The 18,106-nt window shown below is 62.8% G+C and carries 18 protein-coding genes; 8 read left to right on the plus strand and 10 right to left on the minus strand.

The window, feature by feature from the left end; genetic code table 11:
* Nucleotides 1-122: 122 nt before the first annotated feature.
* The 5 genes from BG61_RS29225 to BG61_RS42235 form a co-directional block, all read right to left on the minus strand.
* Nucleotides 123-866 carry a FadR/GntR family transcriptional regulator gene (locus BG61_RS29225; protein WP_035938657.1) on the minus strand — a complete coding sequence of 248 codons (744 nt, stop codon included), beginning with the start codon at nucleotides 864-866 and terminating at the stop codon, nucleotides 123-125.
* 53 nt (nucleotides 867-919) lie between these two features.
* Complete coding sequence (locus BG61_RS29230) at nucleotides 920-1,720, minus strand: ATP-binding cassette domain-containing protein (RefSeq protein WP_051672857.1); 801 nt, start codon at nucleotides 1,718-1,720, stop codon at nucleotides 920-922.
* On the minus strand, nucleotides 1,720-2,721 hold the full coding sequence (locus tag BG61_RS29235; RefSeq protein WP_370818099.1) for an ABC transporter permease: 1,002 nt from the start codon (nucleotides 2,719-2,721) through the stop codon (nucleotides 1,720-1,722). The genes BG61_RS29230 and BG61_RS29235 overlap by 1 nt, the downstream gene beginning before the upstream one ends.
* Nucleotides 2,722-2,729: 8 nt before the next feature.
* On the minus strand, nucleotides 2,730-3,854 hold the full coding sequence (locus BG61_RS29240) for a sugar ABC transporter substrate-binding protein (RefSeq protein ID WP_035938652.1): 1,125 nt from the start codon (nucleotides 3,852-3,854) through the stop codon (nucleotides 2,730-2,732).
* Between the two features lie 106 nt (nucleotides 3,855-3,960).
* Nucleotides 3,961-4,143, minus strand: coding sequence for a hypothetical protein (locus BG61_RS42235; protein WP_129572302.1), 183 nt, complete (start codon nucleotides 4,141-4,143; stop codon nucleotides 3,961-3,963).
* Nucleotides 4,144-4,813: 670 nt separating this feature from the next.
* Between BG61_RS42235 and BG61_RS29245 the strand changes: the two genes are divergently transcribed.
* The gene (locus BG61_RS29245) at nucleotides 4,814-5,050 is read left to right on the plus strand and encodes a hypothetical protein (protein ID WP_035938725.1); all 237 of its coding nucleotides are present in this window, start codon (nucleotides 4,814-4,816) and stop codon (nucleotides 5,048-5,050) included.
* A gap of 48 nt (nucleotides 5,051-5,098) precedes the next feature.
* Here the strand turns inward: BG61_RS29245 and BG61_RS29250 are convergent, their stop codons facing one another.
* Nucleotides 5,099-6,874: a sigma-54-dependent Fis family transcriptional regulator gene (locus BG61_RS29250; protein ID WP_051672859.1), complete on the minus strand. Its 1,776-nt coding sequence runs from the start codon at nucleotides 6,872-6,874 to the stop codon at nucleotides 5,099-5,101.
* A 526-nt stretch (nucleotides 6,875-7,400) separates the two neighbouring features.
* Between BG61_RS29250 and BG61_RS29255 the strand changes: the two genes are divergently transcribed.
* The 7 genes from BG61_RS29255 to BG61_RS29285 all read left to right on the plus strand — a co-directional run bounded on the left by BG61_RS29255 (nucleotide 7,401) and on the right by BG61_RS29285 (nucleotide 13,738).
* Nucleotides 7,401-7,628, plus strand: coding sequence for a phenol hydroxylase subunit (locus BG61_RS29255; protein WP_232256414.1), 228 nt, complete (start codon nucleotides 7,401-7,403; stop codon nucleotides 7,626-7,628).
* A gap of 26 nt (nucleotides 7,629-7,654) precedes the next feature.
* Nucleotides 7,655-8,674, plus strand: a complete 1,020-nt coding sequence (locus tag BG61_RS29260; protein WP_035938648.1) for an aromatic/alkene monooxygenase hydroxylase subunit beta — start codon at nucleotides 7,655-7,657, stop codon at nucleotides 8,672-8,674.
* Entirely contained in the window at nucleotides 8,652-8,939 is a 288-nt protein-coding gene (locus BG61_RS29265; RefSeq protein WP_199241986.1) for an MmoB/DmpM family protein, read from the plus strand. The genes BG61_RS29260 and BG61_RS29265 overlap by 23 nt, the downstream gene beginning before the upstream one ends.
* Nucleotides 8,940-8,958: 19 nt before the next feature.
* Nucleotides 8,959-10,554 carry an aromatic/alkene/methane monooxygenase hydroxylase/oxygenase subunit alpha gene (locus BG61_RS29270; protein ID WP_035938646.1) on the plus strand — a complete coding sequence of 532 codons (1,596 nt, stop codon included), beginning with the start codon at nucleotides 8,959-8,961 and terminating at the stop codon, nucleotides 10,552-10,554.
* 22 nt (nucleotides 10,555-10,576) lie between these two features.
* Nucleotides 10,577-10,939 (plus strand): phenol hydroxylase subunit P4, encoded by a 363-nt coding sequence (locus BG61_RS29275; RefSeq protein WP_035938644.1) that lies wholly within the window; start codon nucleotides 10,577-10,579, stop codon nucleotides 10,937-10,939.
* A gap of 42 nt (nucleotides 10,940-10,981) precedes the next feature.
* Nucleotides 10,982-12,046 (plus strand): NADH:ubiquinone reductase (Na(+)-transporting) subunit F, encoded by a 1,065-nt coding sequence (locus BG61_RS29280; RefSeq protein WP_035938642.1) that lies wholly within the window; start codon nucleotides 10,982-10,984, stop codon nucleotides 12,044-12,046.
* 687 nt (nucleotides 12,047-12,733) lie between these two features.
* The gene (locus BG61_RS29285) at nucleotides 12,734-13,738 is read left to right on the plus strand and encodes a hypothetical protein (protein ID WP_129572301.1); all 1,005 of its coding nucleotides are present in this window, start codon (nucleotides 12,734-12,736) and stop codon (nucleotides 13,736-13,738) included.
* 257 nt (nucleotides 13,739-13,995) lie between these two features.
* Here the strand turns inward: BG61_RS29285 and BG61_RS29290 are convergent, their stop codons facing one another.
* The 4 genes from BG61_RS29290 to bufB form a co-directional block, all read right to left on the minus strand.
* Nucleotides 13,996-15,330, minus strand: coding sequence for an acetamidase/formamidase family protein (locus BG61_RS29290; protein ID WP_035938638.1), 1,335 nt, complete (start codon nucleotides 15,328-15,330; stop codon nucleotides 13,996-13,998).
* Nucleotides 15,331-15,407: 77 nt separating this feature from the next.
* Nucleotides 15,408-16,463 (minus strand): alpha/beta fold hydrolase, encoded by a 1,056-nt coding sequence (locus tag BG61_RS29295; RefSeq protein WP_169743323.1) that lies wholly within the window; start codon nucleotides 16,461-16,463, stop codon nucleotides 15,408-15,410.
* Nucleotides 16,464-16,474: 11 nt separating this feature from the next.
* Complete coding sequence (locus tag BG61_RS29300; protein WP_035938637.1) at nucleotides 16,475-17,251, minus strand: HvfC/BufC family peptide modification chaperone; 777 nt, start codon at nucleotides 17,249-17,251, stop codon at nucleotides 16,475-16,477.
* Nucleotides 17,248-18,099: an MNIO family bufferin maturase gene (gene bufB / locus BG61_RS29305; RefSeq protein WP_035938635.1), complete on the minus strand. Its 852-nt coding sequence runs from the start codon at nucleotides 18,097-18,099 to the stop codon at nucleotides 17,248-17,250. The genes BG61_RS29300 and bufB overlap by 4 nt, the downstream gene beginning before the upstream one ends.
* Nucleotides 18,100-18,106 lie beyond the last annotated feature (7 nt).

Here is an 18,106-nt window from a genome sequence, read left to right on the forward strand (position 1 = left end):
CGAGCCGGTCAGCGGCGGTTTCTCCATGCGAAGCAGGGGCACGATGAGCCATGTGCGATCACCGATCTGCGCGGCATGAAGGGGAGCGCGGGACAATTGCTGCCAGGGTCCCGATGCGGAACTCACTGCGAAAGAGGCCCTTCAGGTTCCAGCGCCGCGCCTCCGAGTATCGAGTTGGCATCGGCGCGCGCGTTGTCGAGCTGCACCACGCTCGCCTGCCGTGCCGCGAGCGCGTCGCGATGTGAGATGGCCGTGAAGATCGCCTTGTGGCGAGGCAGCGAAAGCGCGTGCGTGTTGGGATGGCGGCTCGTGAGCCTGATCGACTCGGAAAGCGCGAGCGACAGCATGTTGCCGATATACGCGAGCATGTCGTTGTGCGTGGCGGTCATGATCGCGCGATGGAATGCCAGGTCGGGTTCGAGCAGCGCGTCCGCCGTTTTCGCGTCTTCCATGCGCGCATAGGCGGCGCCGATGCGCGCGATGTCTTCATCGGTCGCCGAGATCGCGGCGAGCGCCGCGGCGGCGGGCTCGATGATCTGGCGCACGGTCAGGAGCGAGCGGAAGAACGCGCCTTCGGGAAGGAGCTTGACGGTCCAGACGAGCACATCCGGGTCCAGCATATGCCACTCGTCGCGCGCGCGTACGACGCTGCCCACGCGTGGCTTCGAGACGACGAGCCCCTTTGCGACGAGCACGCGTGTCGCCTCGCGCAGCACCGGACGGCTTACGCCATAGCTTTCGCACAGCGTGGGCTCGGCAGGCAGACGCTGCCCCGGCACGAACGCGCCGCTCACGATCTGCATGCCCAGTTCCTGCACGATGCGCGCATGCAGGCTCTTGCGTTTCCCTGGCGTGCGGTAATCCATGATTGTGCGGCCGCGTCACCGCGACCGGCGCGTCCTCGTTCGAGTTCGAGTGGTCAATGCACGGTCGTAGCGCGCATCGCCCGATATTCCCGTCTCACGATGTCCATCAGCTCTGCCACCGACGTGTTTGCACTGCGCTGCTCGTACGTCACGCGGCCTCGCTGCATCAACATGATGCGGTCCGCGATGTCGAGCGTCTGCGCATAGTTATGCATGATCATGATGATGGAAAGCCCGCCTTTTTCCTTCAGCCGCATGATCAGGTCGATGATCAGGGCCGCCTCGCGGGCGCCCATCGCCGCGAGCGGTTCGTCGAGCAGGAGAATCCTCGCGTTCGAATGCACCGCGCGCGCGACGGCAATGGCCTGGCGCTGGCCGCCCGACAGCCGTTCTACAGGCAGATCCACCGAAGGCACATGCACGCCGATGTCGTCGAGACACTGCGCCGCGCGCTCGCGCATCTGCTTGTGATCGAGGAGCCGGAACGGCCCGCGTCGCACGATCTCGCGGTTCAGGAACATGTTGTGATAGATGCTGAGGGAGTTCGCGAGCGCAAGGTCCTGATACACGCATTCGATGCCGAGCGCGCGAGCGTGATCGACGGAGCGCAGAAGGGTTTCCTCACCGTGCACGTGGAGCGTGCCGCCCGACTGCTGGTGAAAACCCGTGAAAATCTTGACGAGCGTGGATTTGCCCGCGCCGTTGTCGCCGAGGATGCCGAGAATTTCGCCGCCGCCGAGCGTGAGCGAGACGCCGTCGAGCGCCGTCACCGCGCCGAAGCGCTTGACGAGATTGTCGGCACGCAGCGCCACTGCGCTTTGGGCGGCTTGCGGGGCGGTCTGGGTAGCCTCCATCACCGACTTCCTTTGCGGCGGATGCGCCCGATGTGGATGTTGAAGATCATCGCGGCGAGAATCGCGGCCCCGAGGATGATGTTGAACGTGAACGCGTTGATGCCGATGAGCGTGAAGCCGTCGTTGAGAATGCCGAGCACCGCGGCGCCGAGGAGCCCGCCTATGATCGTCCCCGAGCCGCCGGTGAGCGGCGTGCCGCCGATCACGGCGGCAGCCACGGCGAGAAACATGATCTGGTTGCCCCCCGCTTGCGGGTCGATCGAGGTGATGCGAAAGCTCTCGAGGATGCCGGTGAAAGCCGCGAGCACAGCGGCGAGGATGAAGTTGCCGAAGCGCAGCCGGTTCACGTGAATGCCGGCCTCGCTCGCGCCGACGGGATTCGCGCCCGCGGCCTGGGTATGCAGGCCCCAGCGCGTATGGCGCAATAGCGTGTGCATGACGAACGCGATCACCACCGTCCAGATGATTTCGCTATAACCCGAGGCGCCCATGATTGCGGCGAACCCGGGCGACCCCGGTGTCGCCGCCGGGGTGCCGCGCGAAAGAGTGAGTGTGACGCCGTTGATGAGGAAGAGCGTACCGAGCGTCGTCACGAACGAGGGCAGGCGCAGCCACACGGTCACGGCGCCGTTCACGAAGCCGATCACGGCGGCGGCCGCGAGACCTGCAACCAGCGCAAGCCACATGGGCGCGCCGGCGTCGCTGGCGAACACCATCATGAACGGCGCGAACGCGAACACCATGCCCGCCGAAAGATCGATGTCGCCTCCGATCATCAGCATGATCTCGCCGAATGCGATGATCGCCACCGGCGCGATGAACTGCGAGAGATTCACGAGGCTCGCATGCGTGAGCAGGAAGTCGTGATTGGCGAACTCGAAATAGGCGGCGAGCAGCACGGCCACGAGCAGGATACGCAGCTCGGCCGCCCAGTTGGAAATCAGCGCACTGCGCGGCCGCTCCGGCCGCGCAGGGGTTTGCAGCTCGTGGGATTCGTTCACCGTATCGGTCACGATTTGATTGCGCCGCTCATCGGGACGATCTGCGGCTTGGCGGTCTTGCCTTCATAGCGCGTCGACGTATTCAGATACGGCTCCACGGTGCTCTTCGTCACGAACTTGAGGCCCGTGTTGACGTTCGCGGGTCCGACGAGCCCGCCCGACGCGAGGAACACGAACGCTTCGACCACTGTATAGAAACCCTGGACGTATGGCTGCTGATCGATGGTGAAATCGAGGAAGCCTTCGTGAATGAGCTGAATCGTCTGCGGCAGCAGATCGAAGCCGCCCCCATGCACGCCCTTCGAAGGCAGGCTCGATTCCTTCATTACTTGCGCGACGCCCTGCGTGCTGCCCGCATCGACCGCGAACATGCCTTTCAGGTCCTGATGGCCCAGATAGAAGGACTTGATCTTCGAAAGCTCTTCGTTGACCGTTGCGCCCGTCGCGACGGTCTGGATGTCGATCTTCTTTCCCGACTTCTTTATCGCGTCGCTCGCGCCATCGAGACGCGGCTGGATGTTGAGCTGGCCGGGCGTCGCGATGAACAGCGCGACGAGGCCGCCGTCGACGATGCTCGCGATGCGCTCACCCATCTGATAGCCCGAGAGATAGAGATCCTGCCCGATATACGCGAGGCGCGGATTGGTCTTGCCGCGCGGCGCATCGGCGTTGTACGCGAGCACCGGGATGCCCGCGTCGAGCGCGGCCTGGATCGGCTTGTCGAAGGCAGAGGGATCGACGATAGGCACGGCGATCGCGTCGGCTTTTGCCGCAATCGCGGAGTTCACCGCGCGCACCATTTCGCCCGCATCGGAGGTCGCGGAGCCGGTCCACTGATAGTCCATGCCGAGCATCGAACAGGCATCCTGAATCCCGTATTGCGTCGGCACGAAGAACGGATTCGTGGTGACGTGATTGACGAACACGATCTTCCATTTCTTGTGCTGCGGGAACGCTGTTTCCGCGGCTTGCGCCGCCGAAATCAGCGCGCTCGAGCCGCCGCCCGCCGCACCCAGCAGCGAGAGCGCCGCACCCAGCCCGGCGCCCTGCATGAGGCCGCGCCGGCCTGTGCTGAGCAAACCGTTGCCGTCCCGCGTGCTGGTGTCATTCGCGTCATCCCGATTCTGCGCCATGTCAGTCTCCGTGCTTTTCTTAGTTAGTCGATTTGATCGACTTGTCGCCGATCGCCTTCAGATATGGAACGGCATCTGCGTATCGCGTTAAAGCAGCTTTCATGAATCAAAGGCGTGAGAGAAATGCACGTCCCGCGTGATGCATGGGTTTTGTCATCACGCTCGCGTGGCGCAGCGGGTATGGGTTTTCCTGCTTGTCGTAATTGTGTGAGACGTCGAGCTTGAGGCCGACGCCCTTCGCGACTGCTGCATGGAGGAGGGGGCACCTCAATCGAACGGGCAGTTTCATGCGTGCCTCCGATGCGGCTCGGAATTCTTGATGTCTTCCATTCATGGCGCTTACGCCAGGCCCGAGCATTGAACGGGAAATGCTGCGCTATCCCAAATTCTGGCTTTCTCGCTGCCACTTGCCTTTGCCTCAATAGGCAAACTATATGCAGCGTACTCTCCTGTTTCGATAAGCGTTTTCCCGATAAGGCCTGGGCAATAGTCATGCTATTGGATGCCCTCCTGAGGCAAGAAGGTGTCTGCTCGGCATCGGCGGGGCCGGTGTGAACCTTCTCGTTGATCGTCGGCTTTCGAAGCCATGCGCGGAACGTGTGGTGCGTTCGCCGAGCATCGACAGGAACTCGGGAGGGGGTATTCCCTGATGCTGAATTGATCTACCACGACACCGCGACGAAGCTGCGGACTCGATCTTCTCGTCGATTCGCCCGGATCGGAATGCTTCACTTCGCCGTGCCATGCGCTGGGCTTCCGACGCCCGTACGCGCCGCCCGGATTGCCCGGGGACATCGGGGCCGACGCCTTCAATCGCCGATCAAGCTTGGCACATTGATTGCCTTGAACGTACCGTAGCACCCGGATTTCATGAAATCGTCGATGACCGGTTCCACATGAACGGGTGCGAGGCGGCAACGCGCCCGCAATCGCGCGAGGGAACGCAGTTGGAGGAAATCATGAATCCCGGTGCGATGTCTTTGCGTCTGCTGGTCGAAAAATGGCTTGCACCTACGCCGGCGATGCCGGCGCGCATCGCGCGCTTCAGCCGCATGACGCCGGATCAAAGGCGCTACGTTTGCGTCGAGTCTTTGCGGCCTGGCGGTACGCTCGTGATTTTCTTCTTCAGGCACGACGACCGTTCATGGCGAGTGTTCCCGCCAGCCGCCCCGCGGCCCGCAATGAAAGCCTGCTGATACGTGCGCACGCCGGGCACGTGATCCGCCGGTCTGGATGGAAGCGCCTTACACGCGAAGTCCACGGCTCTTCAGGCGATACACCAGTTGCGGCCGGGTGATGCCGAGTGTGCGGGCAGCCGCCGAGAGGTTGCCGCCAGCTCGCTGCACGGCACTCTTGAGCAGTGCCGTTTCGATATCGTCGAGCGACGTGGGTTCCACATCCCCGCCGATACCCAGCAGCAGGCTGTTCACCTTGCGGGTCACGCGCTCCACCTCTCCGCTGCCGGTCCTGTTCGCCTGATCCAGCAGCGACCCCGACGCCGTCAGCGAACCGTCGTCGCCGATGCCGAACATCTGCGCGTCGACGGTCTCGCCGCTGATGAAGAGATGACTGATATCGATCGCGCCGCCATCGGGCGCGAGAATGACGCCGCGCTCGACGATGTTCTCCATTTCACGGATATTGCCGGGCCAGCCGTAGTTGAGCATCGCGTCGAGGGCGCGGCCGGTAAAGCCCGTGACGTCGCGCGCATGGCGCTCGCGGTACTTGCGCAGCATGTGGTTGAGCAGGATGGGCAGGTCTTCGCGGCGTTCGCGCAGTGACGGCACGCGAATCGGAAACACGTTCAGGCGAAAGTAGAGGTCTTCCCGGAAGCGGCCGGCGCGAATTTCATCTTTGAGATCGAGATTGGTCGCTGCGACCACGCGCACGTTCACGCGCCGCGTCTGCGTGTCGCCCACGCGCTCGATCTCGCCCTCCTGAAGCGCGCGCAGCAGCTTGCCCTGCGCGGTCATGCTGAGAATGCCGATTTCATCGAGGAACAACGTGCCCCCGTTCGCGCGTTCGAAGCGGCCCGGACGGCTTTGCGTCGCGTCGGTGAAGCCGCCCTTCTCGACACCGAAGAGTTCCGATTCGACGAGCGCCTCCGGGATGGCCCCGCAGTTCACGGCAACGAACGGGCCGTCGCTGCACGCGCTGATCCTGTGCAGCGTGCGCGCGCACACTTCCTTTCCGACGCCGCTCTCGCCGAGAAAGAGCACCGTGGCCCGCGTGCGCGCGACGCGCTGGATCATGTGACAGATCGCATTGAAGCCGGGCGATGCGCCCACCATGTTCTCGTCGCCGAAAGCGCCGGGTGCGCTCGTGCCACCGAGCGATGCGGCCGCGCGATCGCTGTGCGCACCCGCGGCGGAAAGGCCCTGCGTGAAGGTTTGCGCCTGCATGAAGCGAAGGTCGTCGGCGGCTTCCTCGCCCCAGTCCTCGACAGGCTTGCCGATGATGCGGCACTGCGATTGACCGAGCGCCCGGCACTCCACTTCGCGATAAAGAACCGGGCGTCCCATGAATACGCTCGTGTAGCCGGCCGCATAGCCGATCTGCGTCCAGCAGACGGGCTCCGCACCGATACCGTAGATGCGTATATGCTCCTCGTCCTCCGCGCAGTTCTTCCAGACGAATTCGCCGTAGTACTTGCCGCGCTCGACGTCGATCTCGAGCCGTACCGGCTCGACCACCGTCATGCCTTCGAGCATGTGCAACTGCGGGCCGACGGCGAACATCTCGGTGATGCTGTTATCCGGGCGGACCTTGCGCGCCAGTTCCGCATCGCGCGCGCCCGAGTGGTAGCCCATGCGCGTGAGAAGGCCCCGCGCGGCGTCGATGCCGAGGCTTTCGATCAGCTCGCGACGCATCGTGCCCACCGCGCCGGTATGGACGAGCAGCATGCGCTGGTCGTCCAGCCAGATGCGTCCATCGCCTGGCGAGAAATGCAGGCGGGACATCAGGTCCGCGATGTCGGGATATCGGAGGCTGTCCACGCACGCGCCGTTCGGCGCCACCATGGCCATCCCTTCCTTCGATTGCGCTTGTGCCTTGTCGCGGCTTGCCATCTGCTTCGTCTCCGACAACTTTTCGCTTCAAGGCCCAACGATAGGCGATGTTCACGCGCGGCGCAATGCTCCGCGACGATGCCCGCCAATCCGGCCATGCCGGCTAGTGGTGTGTTCCCTGATGCGGATTTGATCAAGCGAAAACCAGAGCGACGCGGCGCTCTTCGAGCATTTCGTCAAGCCGCTTCAGCGCGGCGTCCGCTCGCCGCACTGGCGCGCTCGACAACTTCGCGCAAGCCCAGCGGGGCGCAAGCCAGGCGCCGCAACGGTCGAGCGCACAGCACGTGCAGCAGAGGCACGACAGGTCGAGCACATTGGCATGCCGATTGCCTTTATAGCGTCGCCATGCCGGATCTGAATGAAATCGTGAACAGGCAGATCCGGTCCGTTCGAGCAGGCGAACGGGACACCCAAGCACAAGAGACAGGAGACAGCGATGCCATTGCACGCGCATGCACGCACACCGCAGGATTTCGATATGACCCGTCGGTATGTCCGCTTCCGGCACCGCCGCGACGACGGCTTCGTCGAGTTCGACTTCTCGATCGGCGACCCGGGGCTGAACGTCGAACTCGTGATGTCCTTGCGCGACTACCAGTCGTTCTGCATCGCCAACCGCGTGATCCAGCTGACGCGCGACGAGGGCGAGGCGCTCGACCTGGAACACCTGAAATGGCGCTACGGGCAGCCTGGGCTCCCGGAGTGACCGACATACAAAAGGAGGAGTGAATCATGCAGATCGATATCAAGACGTCCACGGTTCAGCAGGTGCGCCAGACGTTCTCTCACGTAGCGCGACGGCTCGGCGCGGACAAGCCGGCGTCGCGTTACCAGGAAGCCACGCTGGAGCTGCAGCCGGAAGTGAACTTTCACTATCGGCCTCTGTGGGAACCGGAGTTCGAGATCTACGACAAGGGCCGCACGGCGATCGTCATGAGCGACTGGTACGCGTTCAAGGACCCGCGCCAGTACTACTACGGCGCGTACACGATCACGCGTGCGCGACAGCAGGAATCGATGGAGAAGAACATCGACTTCGTCACCAGGCGGCGCCTGCTCGCCGATCTGTCCGACGAAGCCAGGACGCATATCGCCGCGCTCATGGTGCCGCTCAGGCACATCGAGTGGGCGGCCAATACGAACAACTGCTTTGTGACGGGTTACGGCTGGGGCACGGCCATCACGCAGGCGACCATGTTCCACAGCATGGACCGGCTGGGTATTGCGCAATACCTGTCGCGCATCGGGCTGCTGCTCGACGGCAATCAGGGCACCTCTCTCGTCGAAGGCAAGGAGCGCTGGCTGCACGACCCGATGTGGCAGGGCCTGCGGCGTGTCGTCGAAGACATGATGGTCGTGAAGGACTGGTTCGAGACGTACGTCGCGCAGAACGTCGTGCTCGACGGCCTGATCTATCCGCTCGTCTACCGGCACATCGATGCGCGCATCGCTCGTCAGTACGGCCCGGGCCTCGGCTTGCTCAACGAGTTCGCGAGCACATGGTTCGACGAATCGAACCGCTGGGTCGACGCGACGTTAAAGACGGCAGCGGGCGAATCGCCTGAGAACGCAGCGCTCCTCGCACGATGGATCGCGAAGTGGCAAACGGCCGTGCTCGATGCGCTGAAGCCGCTCGCAATTGCGGGGCTCGACGACGAAGCCCATCACGCGCTGCGGGAGATCACCGAGGCATTCGATGCGCGCATCGCGAAGCAAGGCGTGCCGCAGGATGCGGAGGCGAGCCGTGGCTGATTCCGTATTCATCGCGTTTCAGGCGAACGACGACTCACGCCCGATCGTCGAGGCGATCGAAGCCGACAACCCGCACGCCGTCGTCAACGCGTTTCCGGCGATGGTCAAGATCGATGCGGTGGGAAAGCTCGTGATCCGGCGCGAATCGATCGAAGCGCTCATCGGACGTGACTTCGACTTGCGCGAACTGCAACTGAACCTGATCTCGCTCGGCGGCAACATCGACGAGACCGACGACGAGTTCATCCTCGAATGGAAAGCCTGAGCGGCGACGGGAGATACACATGAGCACGAACAACGCAGCACCGAAGAAGCTTGGCATCAAGGAAAACTACGCGATGCTCACTCGCGGGCTCGGATGGGAAACCACCTATCAGCCGATGGACAAGGTCTTTCCCTACGACAGGTTCGAGGGCATCAAGGTCCACGACTGGGACAAATGGGAAGACCCGTTTCGCCTCACGATGGACGCGTACTGGAAGTATCAGGGCGAAAAGGAACGCAAGCTCTACGCGATCATCGATGCGTTTCAGCAGAACAACGGCCAGTTCAACGTCACTGACCCGCGCTACATCAATGCCCTGAAGCTCTTTCTGACAGGCGTGAGCCCGCTCGAATATGCGGCGCATCGCGGCTTCGCGCTGGCAGGGCGGAATTTCCGGGGCGCGGGTGCCCGCATCGCGTGCCAGATGCAGGCCATCGACGAATTGCGCCACGCGCAGACGCAGGTCCATACGATCAGCCACTACAACAAGTTCTTCAACGGTTTTCACGACTTCAAGCACATGCACGACCGTGTCTGGTACCTGTCGGTGCCGAAGTCGTATTTCGAGGACGCGATGAGCGCCGGTCCATTCGAATTCGTGACCGCCATTTCGTTTTCGTTCGAGTATGTGCTGACCAATCTGCTGTTCATGCCGTTCATGTCGGGTGCTGCCTTCAACGGCGACATGGCGACCGTGACATTCGGCTTCTCGGCGCAGTCCGACGAATCGCGCCACATGACGCTCGGGCTGGAGGTGGTCAAGTTCCTGCTCGAACAGGACCCGGGCAATGTGCCGATCATCCAGAAGTGGGTCGACAAATGGTTCTGGCGCGGCTATCGCTTGCTCACGCTCGTCGCGATGATGATGGACTACATGCTGCCCAAGCGGATCATGTCGTGGCAGGAGGCGTGGGAAACCTACTTCGAGAAGAACGGCGGCGCGCTTTTCCACGACCTGGAGCGATACGGCATCCGCATGCCGAAGTATCACGAAGTCGCGATGAAGGAGAAGGACCGCATCTCCCATGAGGCGTGGGGCATCTTCTACAACTACACGCACGCGGCCGCGCTGCATACGTGGATTCCGTCCGACGACGAAATGAAGTGGCTCGCAGAAAAGTACCCGAAGACATTCGACACGCTATACCGTCCGCGCTTCGAATACTGGCGCGAGCAGCAGAAGGAGGGCAAGCGCTTCTACAACGACACGCTGCCGATGCTCTGCCAGGTCTGCCAGATTCCGATGGCATTCACCGAACCGGACGACCCGACCAAGATCTGCTATCGCGAAAGCGATTACCTCGGCAACAAGTTTCACTTCTGCTCGGACGGCTGCAAGGACATCTTCGACGACGAGCCCGACAAGTACGTACAGGCGTGGATGCCGGTGCAGCAGATCTATCAGGGAAACTGCTTCGAAAAGGATGCCAACCCGGCGGCAGCGGACTTCGACCCGTTGCGTGAGGTGCTGCGCTACTACCACATCAATGCTGGCGAGGACGGCCACGAATTCGAGGACTCTCCCGATCGCAGGAACTGGTTGCGCTGGACCGGCAAGCCGAGTCACGGGGGAGAGGAAGCGCCGGAAGCCGGGGCTGCTCAGAAGGCCGCCTGAAACGATTCAAAGGAGACGAGAGATGCCAGTTATTGCGTTGAATGAAGGCTACACGGGCGAGATCAGGGACCGTGAAGAGAACTTTCACGGCAAGCAGTTGCTGTTCGTGGGGTGGGAGGATCACCTGATGTTCTGCGCCCCGCATTGCATTCCTGTCGAGCCATCGATGTCGTTCCGCGTACTCGCCACTGAAGTGATCGCGGCGATGTACGCGGTGCATCCCGACTGGAAGAAGGTCGATCTGCGGCAAGCCGAATGGTTCAGGTCCGGCGATGCGTTCACGCCGGATTTCGACAAGACCCTGAGGGAGAACGGCCTCGGCCACAAGGCGGTGATCCGCTTTCGCACGCCGGGCCTCACCGGCATCGGCGGATCGTGCAGCTAGGCACGTGCGGCGACCGCGAACAGGAACCAAGGAGAAGCTGCAATGAGCTACCAACTGACCATCGAACCGATCGGCCAGACAATCGAAATCGGCGATGACCAGACCATTCTCGATGCCTGCATGCGCGCGGGTGTCTGGTTGCCGCACGCATGCTGTCATGGCTTGTGCGCAACGTGCAAGGTGCAGGTGCTGGATGGCGAGATCGAGCACGGGCACGCGTCGCCGTTCGCTCTGATGGATTTCGAACGCGACGAGCGCAAGTGCCTCGCATGCTGCGCGACGGCGCAGTCCGACATCACGATCGAAGCGGATGTCGACGAGGACGTCGATGCACGTCACTTTCCGGTGCGGGACCATACCGGCCGCGTGAAGGAAACCATCGATCTGACGCCGACCATCAAGGGCATCTTCATCGAACTGGAGGGTGACGGAATCGAGTTCCAGGCCGGCCAGTACGTGAACGTGCACATTCCGGGCGAGAACATGCCGCGGGCGTTTTCGCTCGCGGACAAGCCGGCGTCCCGCACGCTGATCGAGTTGAACGTGCGGCGCGTGCCTGGAGGGAAGGGCACCGGGTACCTTCACGAAGGGCTCAAATCGGGCGACGAGATTCGTCTGAGCGGTCCGTTCGGGCGATTCTTCGTGCGCAAGTCCGACTCGCGGCCCGTGATCCTGATCGCGGGCGGCTCCGGGTTGTCGAGTCCGAAATCGATGCTGATCGACATGCTGGAGGAGGGTGAAGAGCGGGCGATCACGCTCGTCTATGGTGCGCGCAGCCGGGCGGAACTCTACTATCACGAACTCTTTCTGGACCTTGCGTCTCGGCACGCGCACTTCACCTATGTGCCGGCGCTTTCGGACGAGGCGGCCGAATCGCCGTGGAGCGGCTTTCGGGGCTACGTCCACGATGCCGCCAAAGCACATTTCAACGGCGACTTTCGCGGCCATAAAGCCTACCTCTGCGGGCCGCCCGTGATGATCGAAGCGGCAATCAGGACGCTCATGCAAGGACAGTTGTTCGAACGGGACATCTACACGGAGAAGTTTCTCACCAGCGCCGACGGTGCCGAAGCGCTGGCGAAGAGTCCTCTCTTCAGATCAATTTGACTCGAACTCCCGCACTTGCAGGCAAACAGATGAAATCCACGCGCGGCCTGGGCGTCACGCTCGACTGGGAGCGCATCGGGCGCCTGCGGCGCGATGCGCTGAACGCGCCCGCAACACGCAGGGGAAAGGCATCGGCCGCAAGGGGTAGATGAGGATCTGGGCGGGGAAGATCGAACGAAAGCGCATCTAAACAGGCGCGCTTTTCAATCTGATTCCCCAATCCCCTGGGGCGCTATATTTCCATTCTTCGTCCAGCACGACAGGATTCAGGCGATCTGGTGACGGTCGGGAATTCCGCACCTTTCTCGCGCATGACCTATTCGGCTGCGAGCGTGGGGTCCAATTTATCGAGCTTTTTTAATGGTCCGATAAATGTCGATCTCCCACGTGGCTTGCGAAGCAGAGGTAATGCGGTCAATCGGCCCGGAACATGCAGACATCAAATCGGCGGCGTTTGAAGCGAGGACGGAAGCGCGAATGGTGTGAGACATCCGCGAAAACCCATCGTATTAATATTTTCGAAAGCGAACCCCAATTGTATTTTCAAATGCTTTTTAGCCATCCTGAATCCGAATTTATCAATCATCTGAAGGTGAAAGCTCACTGAAAATATCCTATGCTGTCAGGCGTCGATCCGGTTGTGACGGAGCGTAAGCGTCAGCGAAGAATAACTCCCGAGGAGTATGCATGCGCAGGTCTTCCCGAACGCGACTGTCGCCGCCGGTCAAACCAGGCGAATCACTGCTCACGAAAGACCCCATCGGACTTATCGTTCCGCCTGTCATGAAGATGCTTGACGGAAACACCGTCCCGAGCATCTTCACTGTGTTGGAGAATCAGCAGCAAGAGTTGGAAGACGCGGTAACTGCCGCACTGGAGCACGAGGATTACAAGGCTCTGAGTCAATGGCTGGAGTTTTTGAAATTCGACCAGGACTCGGTGGGCAAGATTGTCGATATTGTCGCTACTGCGGCAGGGCTCGTGTCTGTGATCGGCGCGGTGGTCTCCGTCTTCGAAACCGCCAGGAAGCTATCGGACCTGCTGGGCATCGTTGATTCCCATGACTTCGGCCTGGAAGCGACAGTCCTCGAAATCAGCGCCAACGTAAAACAGCTATATGGCTGCCTGGAGCAGGCGCAACGGAACGGGCTGTCCAAAGAAGCAAACGTGTGGCGAACCCTGGTTGACCAATTCGACGAGCGAGAGGGTGATGCCAGAGTCCGCGTACACATCGAGTTCCGGCCGCTGGCGGGGAATAATGACGCCGCTCATCCGGGTAAAGTGGCGGTGACCCTCACCCCGCTGACCGTGGATTTCCAGCCCGACGCTTTTCTGATTTACATGGATGTACCTGCGATGCATGAGAGCGACGCGAGCGAACGCGAGCAGTCGCCTCAGCCACAGGATGTCGTAGTGCAAGGGCTGTCAGTGCGCGTGATTCCGAGCTACCTCGTCGTCGACTCCGACTTCTTCGATGCGTATTGGGACGTGATGCACAGGATGCTGACAGCAATGGTGCGGACACAGCTCAGGGTTCGGTTCGGGCCCGATGCACCGAATGTTCCTCACGCGCCGAACCCGGACCCGGAAATCGTCACCGTGAACGGTTCTCCCTCGAACCACACGAGCGACAAGGAAAAAGAAAAGCCTCCGGATGAGGAGGCTTCGAGAGCAGAGCAGCGAGTCCTCTAATGAGCCGACGCAATGAGCGCGCCGTTACGGGCGGCCAATTCTCATCGGATTAGAACAACTCGTCATCCGGTGCAACTGCTGCCGACCCGGTGATGCAGCCTTCGTCGTCGAGGGCATGAGGCGTTTGCAACGGCCCGGTGTCACGTTCCGTCAAGATCACGAGCTCCCGGCGATCGTCGATGGTGCCTTCGGAATACAACTACAAGAGACCGCCAACACCCATCCAGCCCGGTACAGGTTTTCATGGACGTCGGCCTTTACTGGAGTTGATACTTCTCGCGCACCAGATGACCGATCCCCATGCGATCGAGGATGTCCAGCGGACACAGCAAGGTGACGCGGACGGTGCCGGGCAGCCGGCTGATTTCAACCGATCCGGCGATCGTCGCGCGGTTGAGCACCTCGTCGTACGAGAGCCCGGTCACGGCTGCGGCGCGGTGCAGGCCGTTCTCGGTGGCTTCGTTGAGGTTGACGCCACTGCCGATGAAGGTAATCGGACCGTTTCTCTCCACTTCATGCTGGCCCCAGCGCGCACCGAGTTGCGCCACCTTCTGCCGTTGCTCCGCCGTCATCGGTCGAGCCATGGGCGGCAGGTCGTCCACGTTCTGCAGCAGGATCGGGCCGTCGAGCGTCAGTCCCTTGATGACCTCGACCGTCAGTTCGGTTTCGCCCGACACATCCGTCGCGTGCCCGGCGATCTCGCCGTTGCCCTGCTGCGCGTGCATGTCGCCCATGTACACGCCCGCGCCCGGCACCTTGACCGGGCAGATCAGAATGGCGCCCTCGCGCACGGAATTGGTGTCCATGTGACCGTCGGTTTTGGCAGCATGCAGTTCCTCTTTCGTCAGGCCAAAGCGATGCGGCGCCCCGATCAGGTACTGGCCGAAATCGGCGCAATTGTGCGAATCGGGCAAATCGCGGGCCGGCGTGGTGCCGATGTTGCCGAGGAACGGCCGCATGTGCGCCGCGAGGCCGGGCATGTCGGCGCGAGCCAGCGACAGAATGGAATGCTGTGCCGCCAGTTCCGGCAGCGCTGAAAAATGCGGCGCGTCGCCCGCCAGCCGGTCTGCGACTTGCTGGTTGACCGTGAGGCTGACCTGATTGTCCGGGTCCAGCACGATCACGTAACCGTGCCTGAATTGGAATGCACTGACTTCAGCGCCGCAGTGGTTGCAGCGAATCGCTTCCTCGCCGATGCCTTCGACATGGCTGGCGGGATGCTCCGTGCCGCACGCGGCGCAGAACTTTGCGACGAACGGGTCGCCGTGATACCGGCCCTCGACGAACTTCATCACGCCCGAGGACGTCGCGAGCGAGGTGACGCGCATGCGCCGGATGCTGAGCGCGACCGCGTCCCCGACCTCGGCACCGGCGATGGCCACGGGTTGCGTGACCTCGTGGCCGCCCTGAAAGGCCGGCGTGATCATCGGCCCCCAGCAGCCCGGGGGCGTGCCGGTGATCAGCGTGCCGCCATCGGCGAGGGGACCCAGCATCGGCTGGCTGGGACCCAGAATTCCGTTCGTGTAGGAATCGACGCGAAGCTGCCTGGCGGCAGGTTGCTCGGTGGTTGCATCAGGCAGGGTGAGATTCATTTTGTGTCTCCATGTTCAGCATCGAATGACGGGTGTCAAAACGGAACGAGTGAATAGATTGCTGGTGAGGGTGATCGTCACGTGCGCCATTTGCCGTTGCGCGCGAGTTCGGCGACGGCATCGGCGAACGCCTTCGGCGCTTCTTGCGGCAGGTTGTGACCGGCGCCGGGAATCTGGCGATGAACGCGCGGACCGGAGAAGCGGCTGGCGGACGCGCGGCCGTCGGTGGCGGGAATCACGCCGTCGGCGAGGCCGTCGAGTGTGATGGCCGGCACGGAGATCGGCGGCGACAGCGCGAGCTTCTTCTCCGCGTCCTCGTATTGCGGATAGCCCGGCGCGAGGCCAAGGCGGTGGCGATAGGAGTGGATGACGATATCGACGTAGTCGGGATTGTCGAACGCCTTCGCCGCGCGATCGAACGCTGCATCGCTGAAGTGCCACGTGGGCGAATTGTTCTTCCACAGAACGCGGGCAAGGTCGCGGCGGTGCGCTTGCAGCCCGGCGCGGCCGCGCTCCGTCTGGAAGTAGTACTGGTACCAGAGCCCCCACTCGACGCGCGTCGGCAGGGGCTGACCCGCCTTCGCGATGTCCTGGATCAGATAGCCGTTCACGGAGACCAGGCCCACGCACCGCGTCGGCCGCAACGCGGCAGCCACGCAGGCGGCCCGGCCGCCCCAGTCGTAGCCGGCGAGCACGGCTTCGGGAATGTGGAGCGCGTCCATGAGCGCGATCAGGTCTGCGCCGAGCGCGGCCTGCTGGCCCGCGCGCGGCGTGTCCGCGGCGAGCAAGCGTGTGGTTCCGTGGCCGCGCAGATACGGCACGATGACGCGATAGCCTTGCGCCGCCAGCATCGGTGCGACGTCCACGTAACTGTGGATGTCGTAGGGAAAGCCGTGGAGCAGGATCACCGGTCGGCCGTTCTCCGGCCCCGCCTCGTGATAGCCGATGTCGAGCAGGTCCGTGCGGACCTGGCGGATCGGCAAGGAAGACAGCGCGCCGGCCGCCGTGCGCGCGGCCCCGTCTTGCGCGGGTGACGCGGCGAGCGCGGAGGGCACGTCGGCGAACGCGAAGGTCGCGACACTCGCGGCGGCCGACAACAGGAACCGGCGGCGGTGCGGGAGTTCTTCTGACATGAAGTTGATCCTCAGTTCGATTGATGACGATGGGAAGCGATGTGATCGACGCCGGCAATCAGCTCGTTGCCGAGCCAGCCAGCGAGCAGGGCGCCGGCCTTCGCAATGGCGTCGGCTTCGCCCAGGCGGTCGACGAGCATGTCGCAGAGCGCCACGAAGCTGCCGTCAGACTGCAGATGAACGAGCGCCTCGTACTCGAGCGCATCCACCTTCTTCAGGCAGGAAGTGAAGCCGCGGCGCCAGACGATCAGGCCGGCGGGTTCGGCGAGCATCTCTCCATCGGGCGGCTCGCGCTCTTCCTGCAGCGCCGTCCAGATGCTGTCCGCGTTGGTCGTGGCAGCGCGGCTCATGAGCGAGGGTGACAGGCGAAGCTGCGCTGAGTCCCAGTCGATGGCCGACAGTGCGTCGATCGAAACGGGCTCGGCGTCGGGCGCGACGAAGGCCTCGGAAAGCGCGTTCTCGATCCACGCCAGCTCGTGCAGATCCGGATTGTCCGGAAAGAGCGTCGTCAGCGTTTCGTCGAAATTGCGCGCATACACGTCGAGCGTCCACGCGCCGGGCGGATGACTGTCGATATGGGTGATGGCGGCGCGCAGGAACGCGTCGTCGCCGAGCCACGCGTGAACCCGCGGAAACGACTGTTCGATGCAGCCCACGAGCTGGGCGCGGTAGTTGTTCTGGTAGACGGTCAGCCCGGCGGCAGCGCCCGCGCCAAAGGAGCGGGCGGCATCATCGGACCCATCGACGAGCCACGCGCGAAAGTCGCGCTGCAGTTGGGCGAGGCTCATGCGGCCACCCTTGCGCGCGCGTGCGCATCGATGGCGCCGAGCCGGCGCGCGATGGACAATTCGTCGAGCAGGCTCGCGAGCGCCGGGATATCGCCGTCGCGCTCGATCATCGTCGCGACGGGGCCCAGCCGCGCGATGGCCCGGGCGTAGAGTGTCCAGACGTCGCTGCAGACCTCGCGGTCGTGCGTATCGATCAGCAGATCGACTCCCTGGCTGTGCCCCGCAAGATGGATCTGGCGCACGTGCTCGGCGGGAATGCCGTCGAGAAACGCGAGGGCGTCGAAGCCGTGATTCGTCGCGCTCACAAAGACGTTGTTCACGTCGAGCAGGAGCTCGCAACCCGTGCGCCTGCACATGGCGGCGATGAACTCCCACTCGGTCATCGCCGCAGCGCCGACGGCGAGATAGCTGGAAGGATTTTCGAAGAGCATGGTCCGGCCGAGCGCATCCTGCGCCATCGAGATATTGGCGCAGACGATGTCGAGCGCTTCCTCGGTATAGGGAACGGGCAGCAGGTCGTGCGAGTTGAAGCGGCCGATCCGTGACCAGCTCAGGTGATCGGAGACGAAGAGCGGCTCGGTCTCGTCGACCAGCGCTTTCAGACGCCGCAGATAGTCGCGGTCGAGTCCGTCCGCCGAGCCGATCGACATGGAGACGCCATGCAGCGCGACGGGATGCCGCTCGCGCACCTGCCGAAGGATATGGCGTGGCTGACCGCCGTCGACCATGAAGTTCTCGGATATGACTTCGACGAAATCGACCGGTACGGCCGTCTCCAGAAAGTCACGATAGTGTTCCTTGCGCAGGCCGACGCCGTAGCCTGAGAAGAGCGGGTTGGATGCGGGCATCGCGGAT

This window comes from Caballeronia glathei (genome assembly GCF_000698595.1).
Taxonomy (GTDB): domain Bacteria; phylum Pseudomonadota; class Gammaproteobacteria; order Burkholderiales; family Burkholderiaceae; genus Caballeronia; species Caballeronia glathei.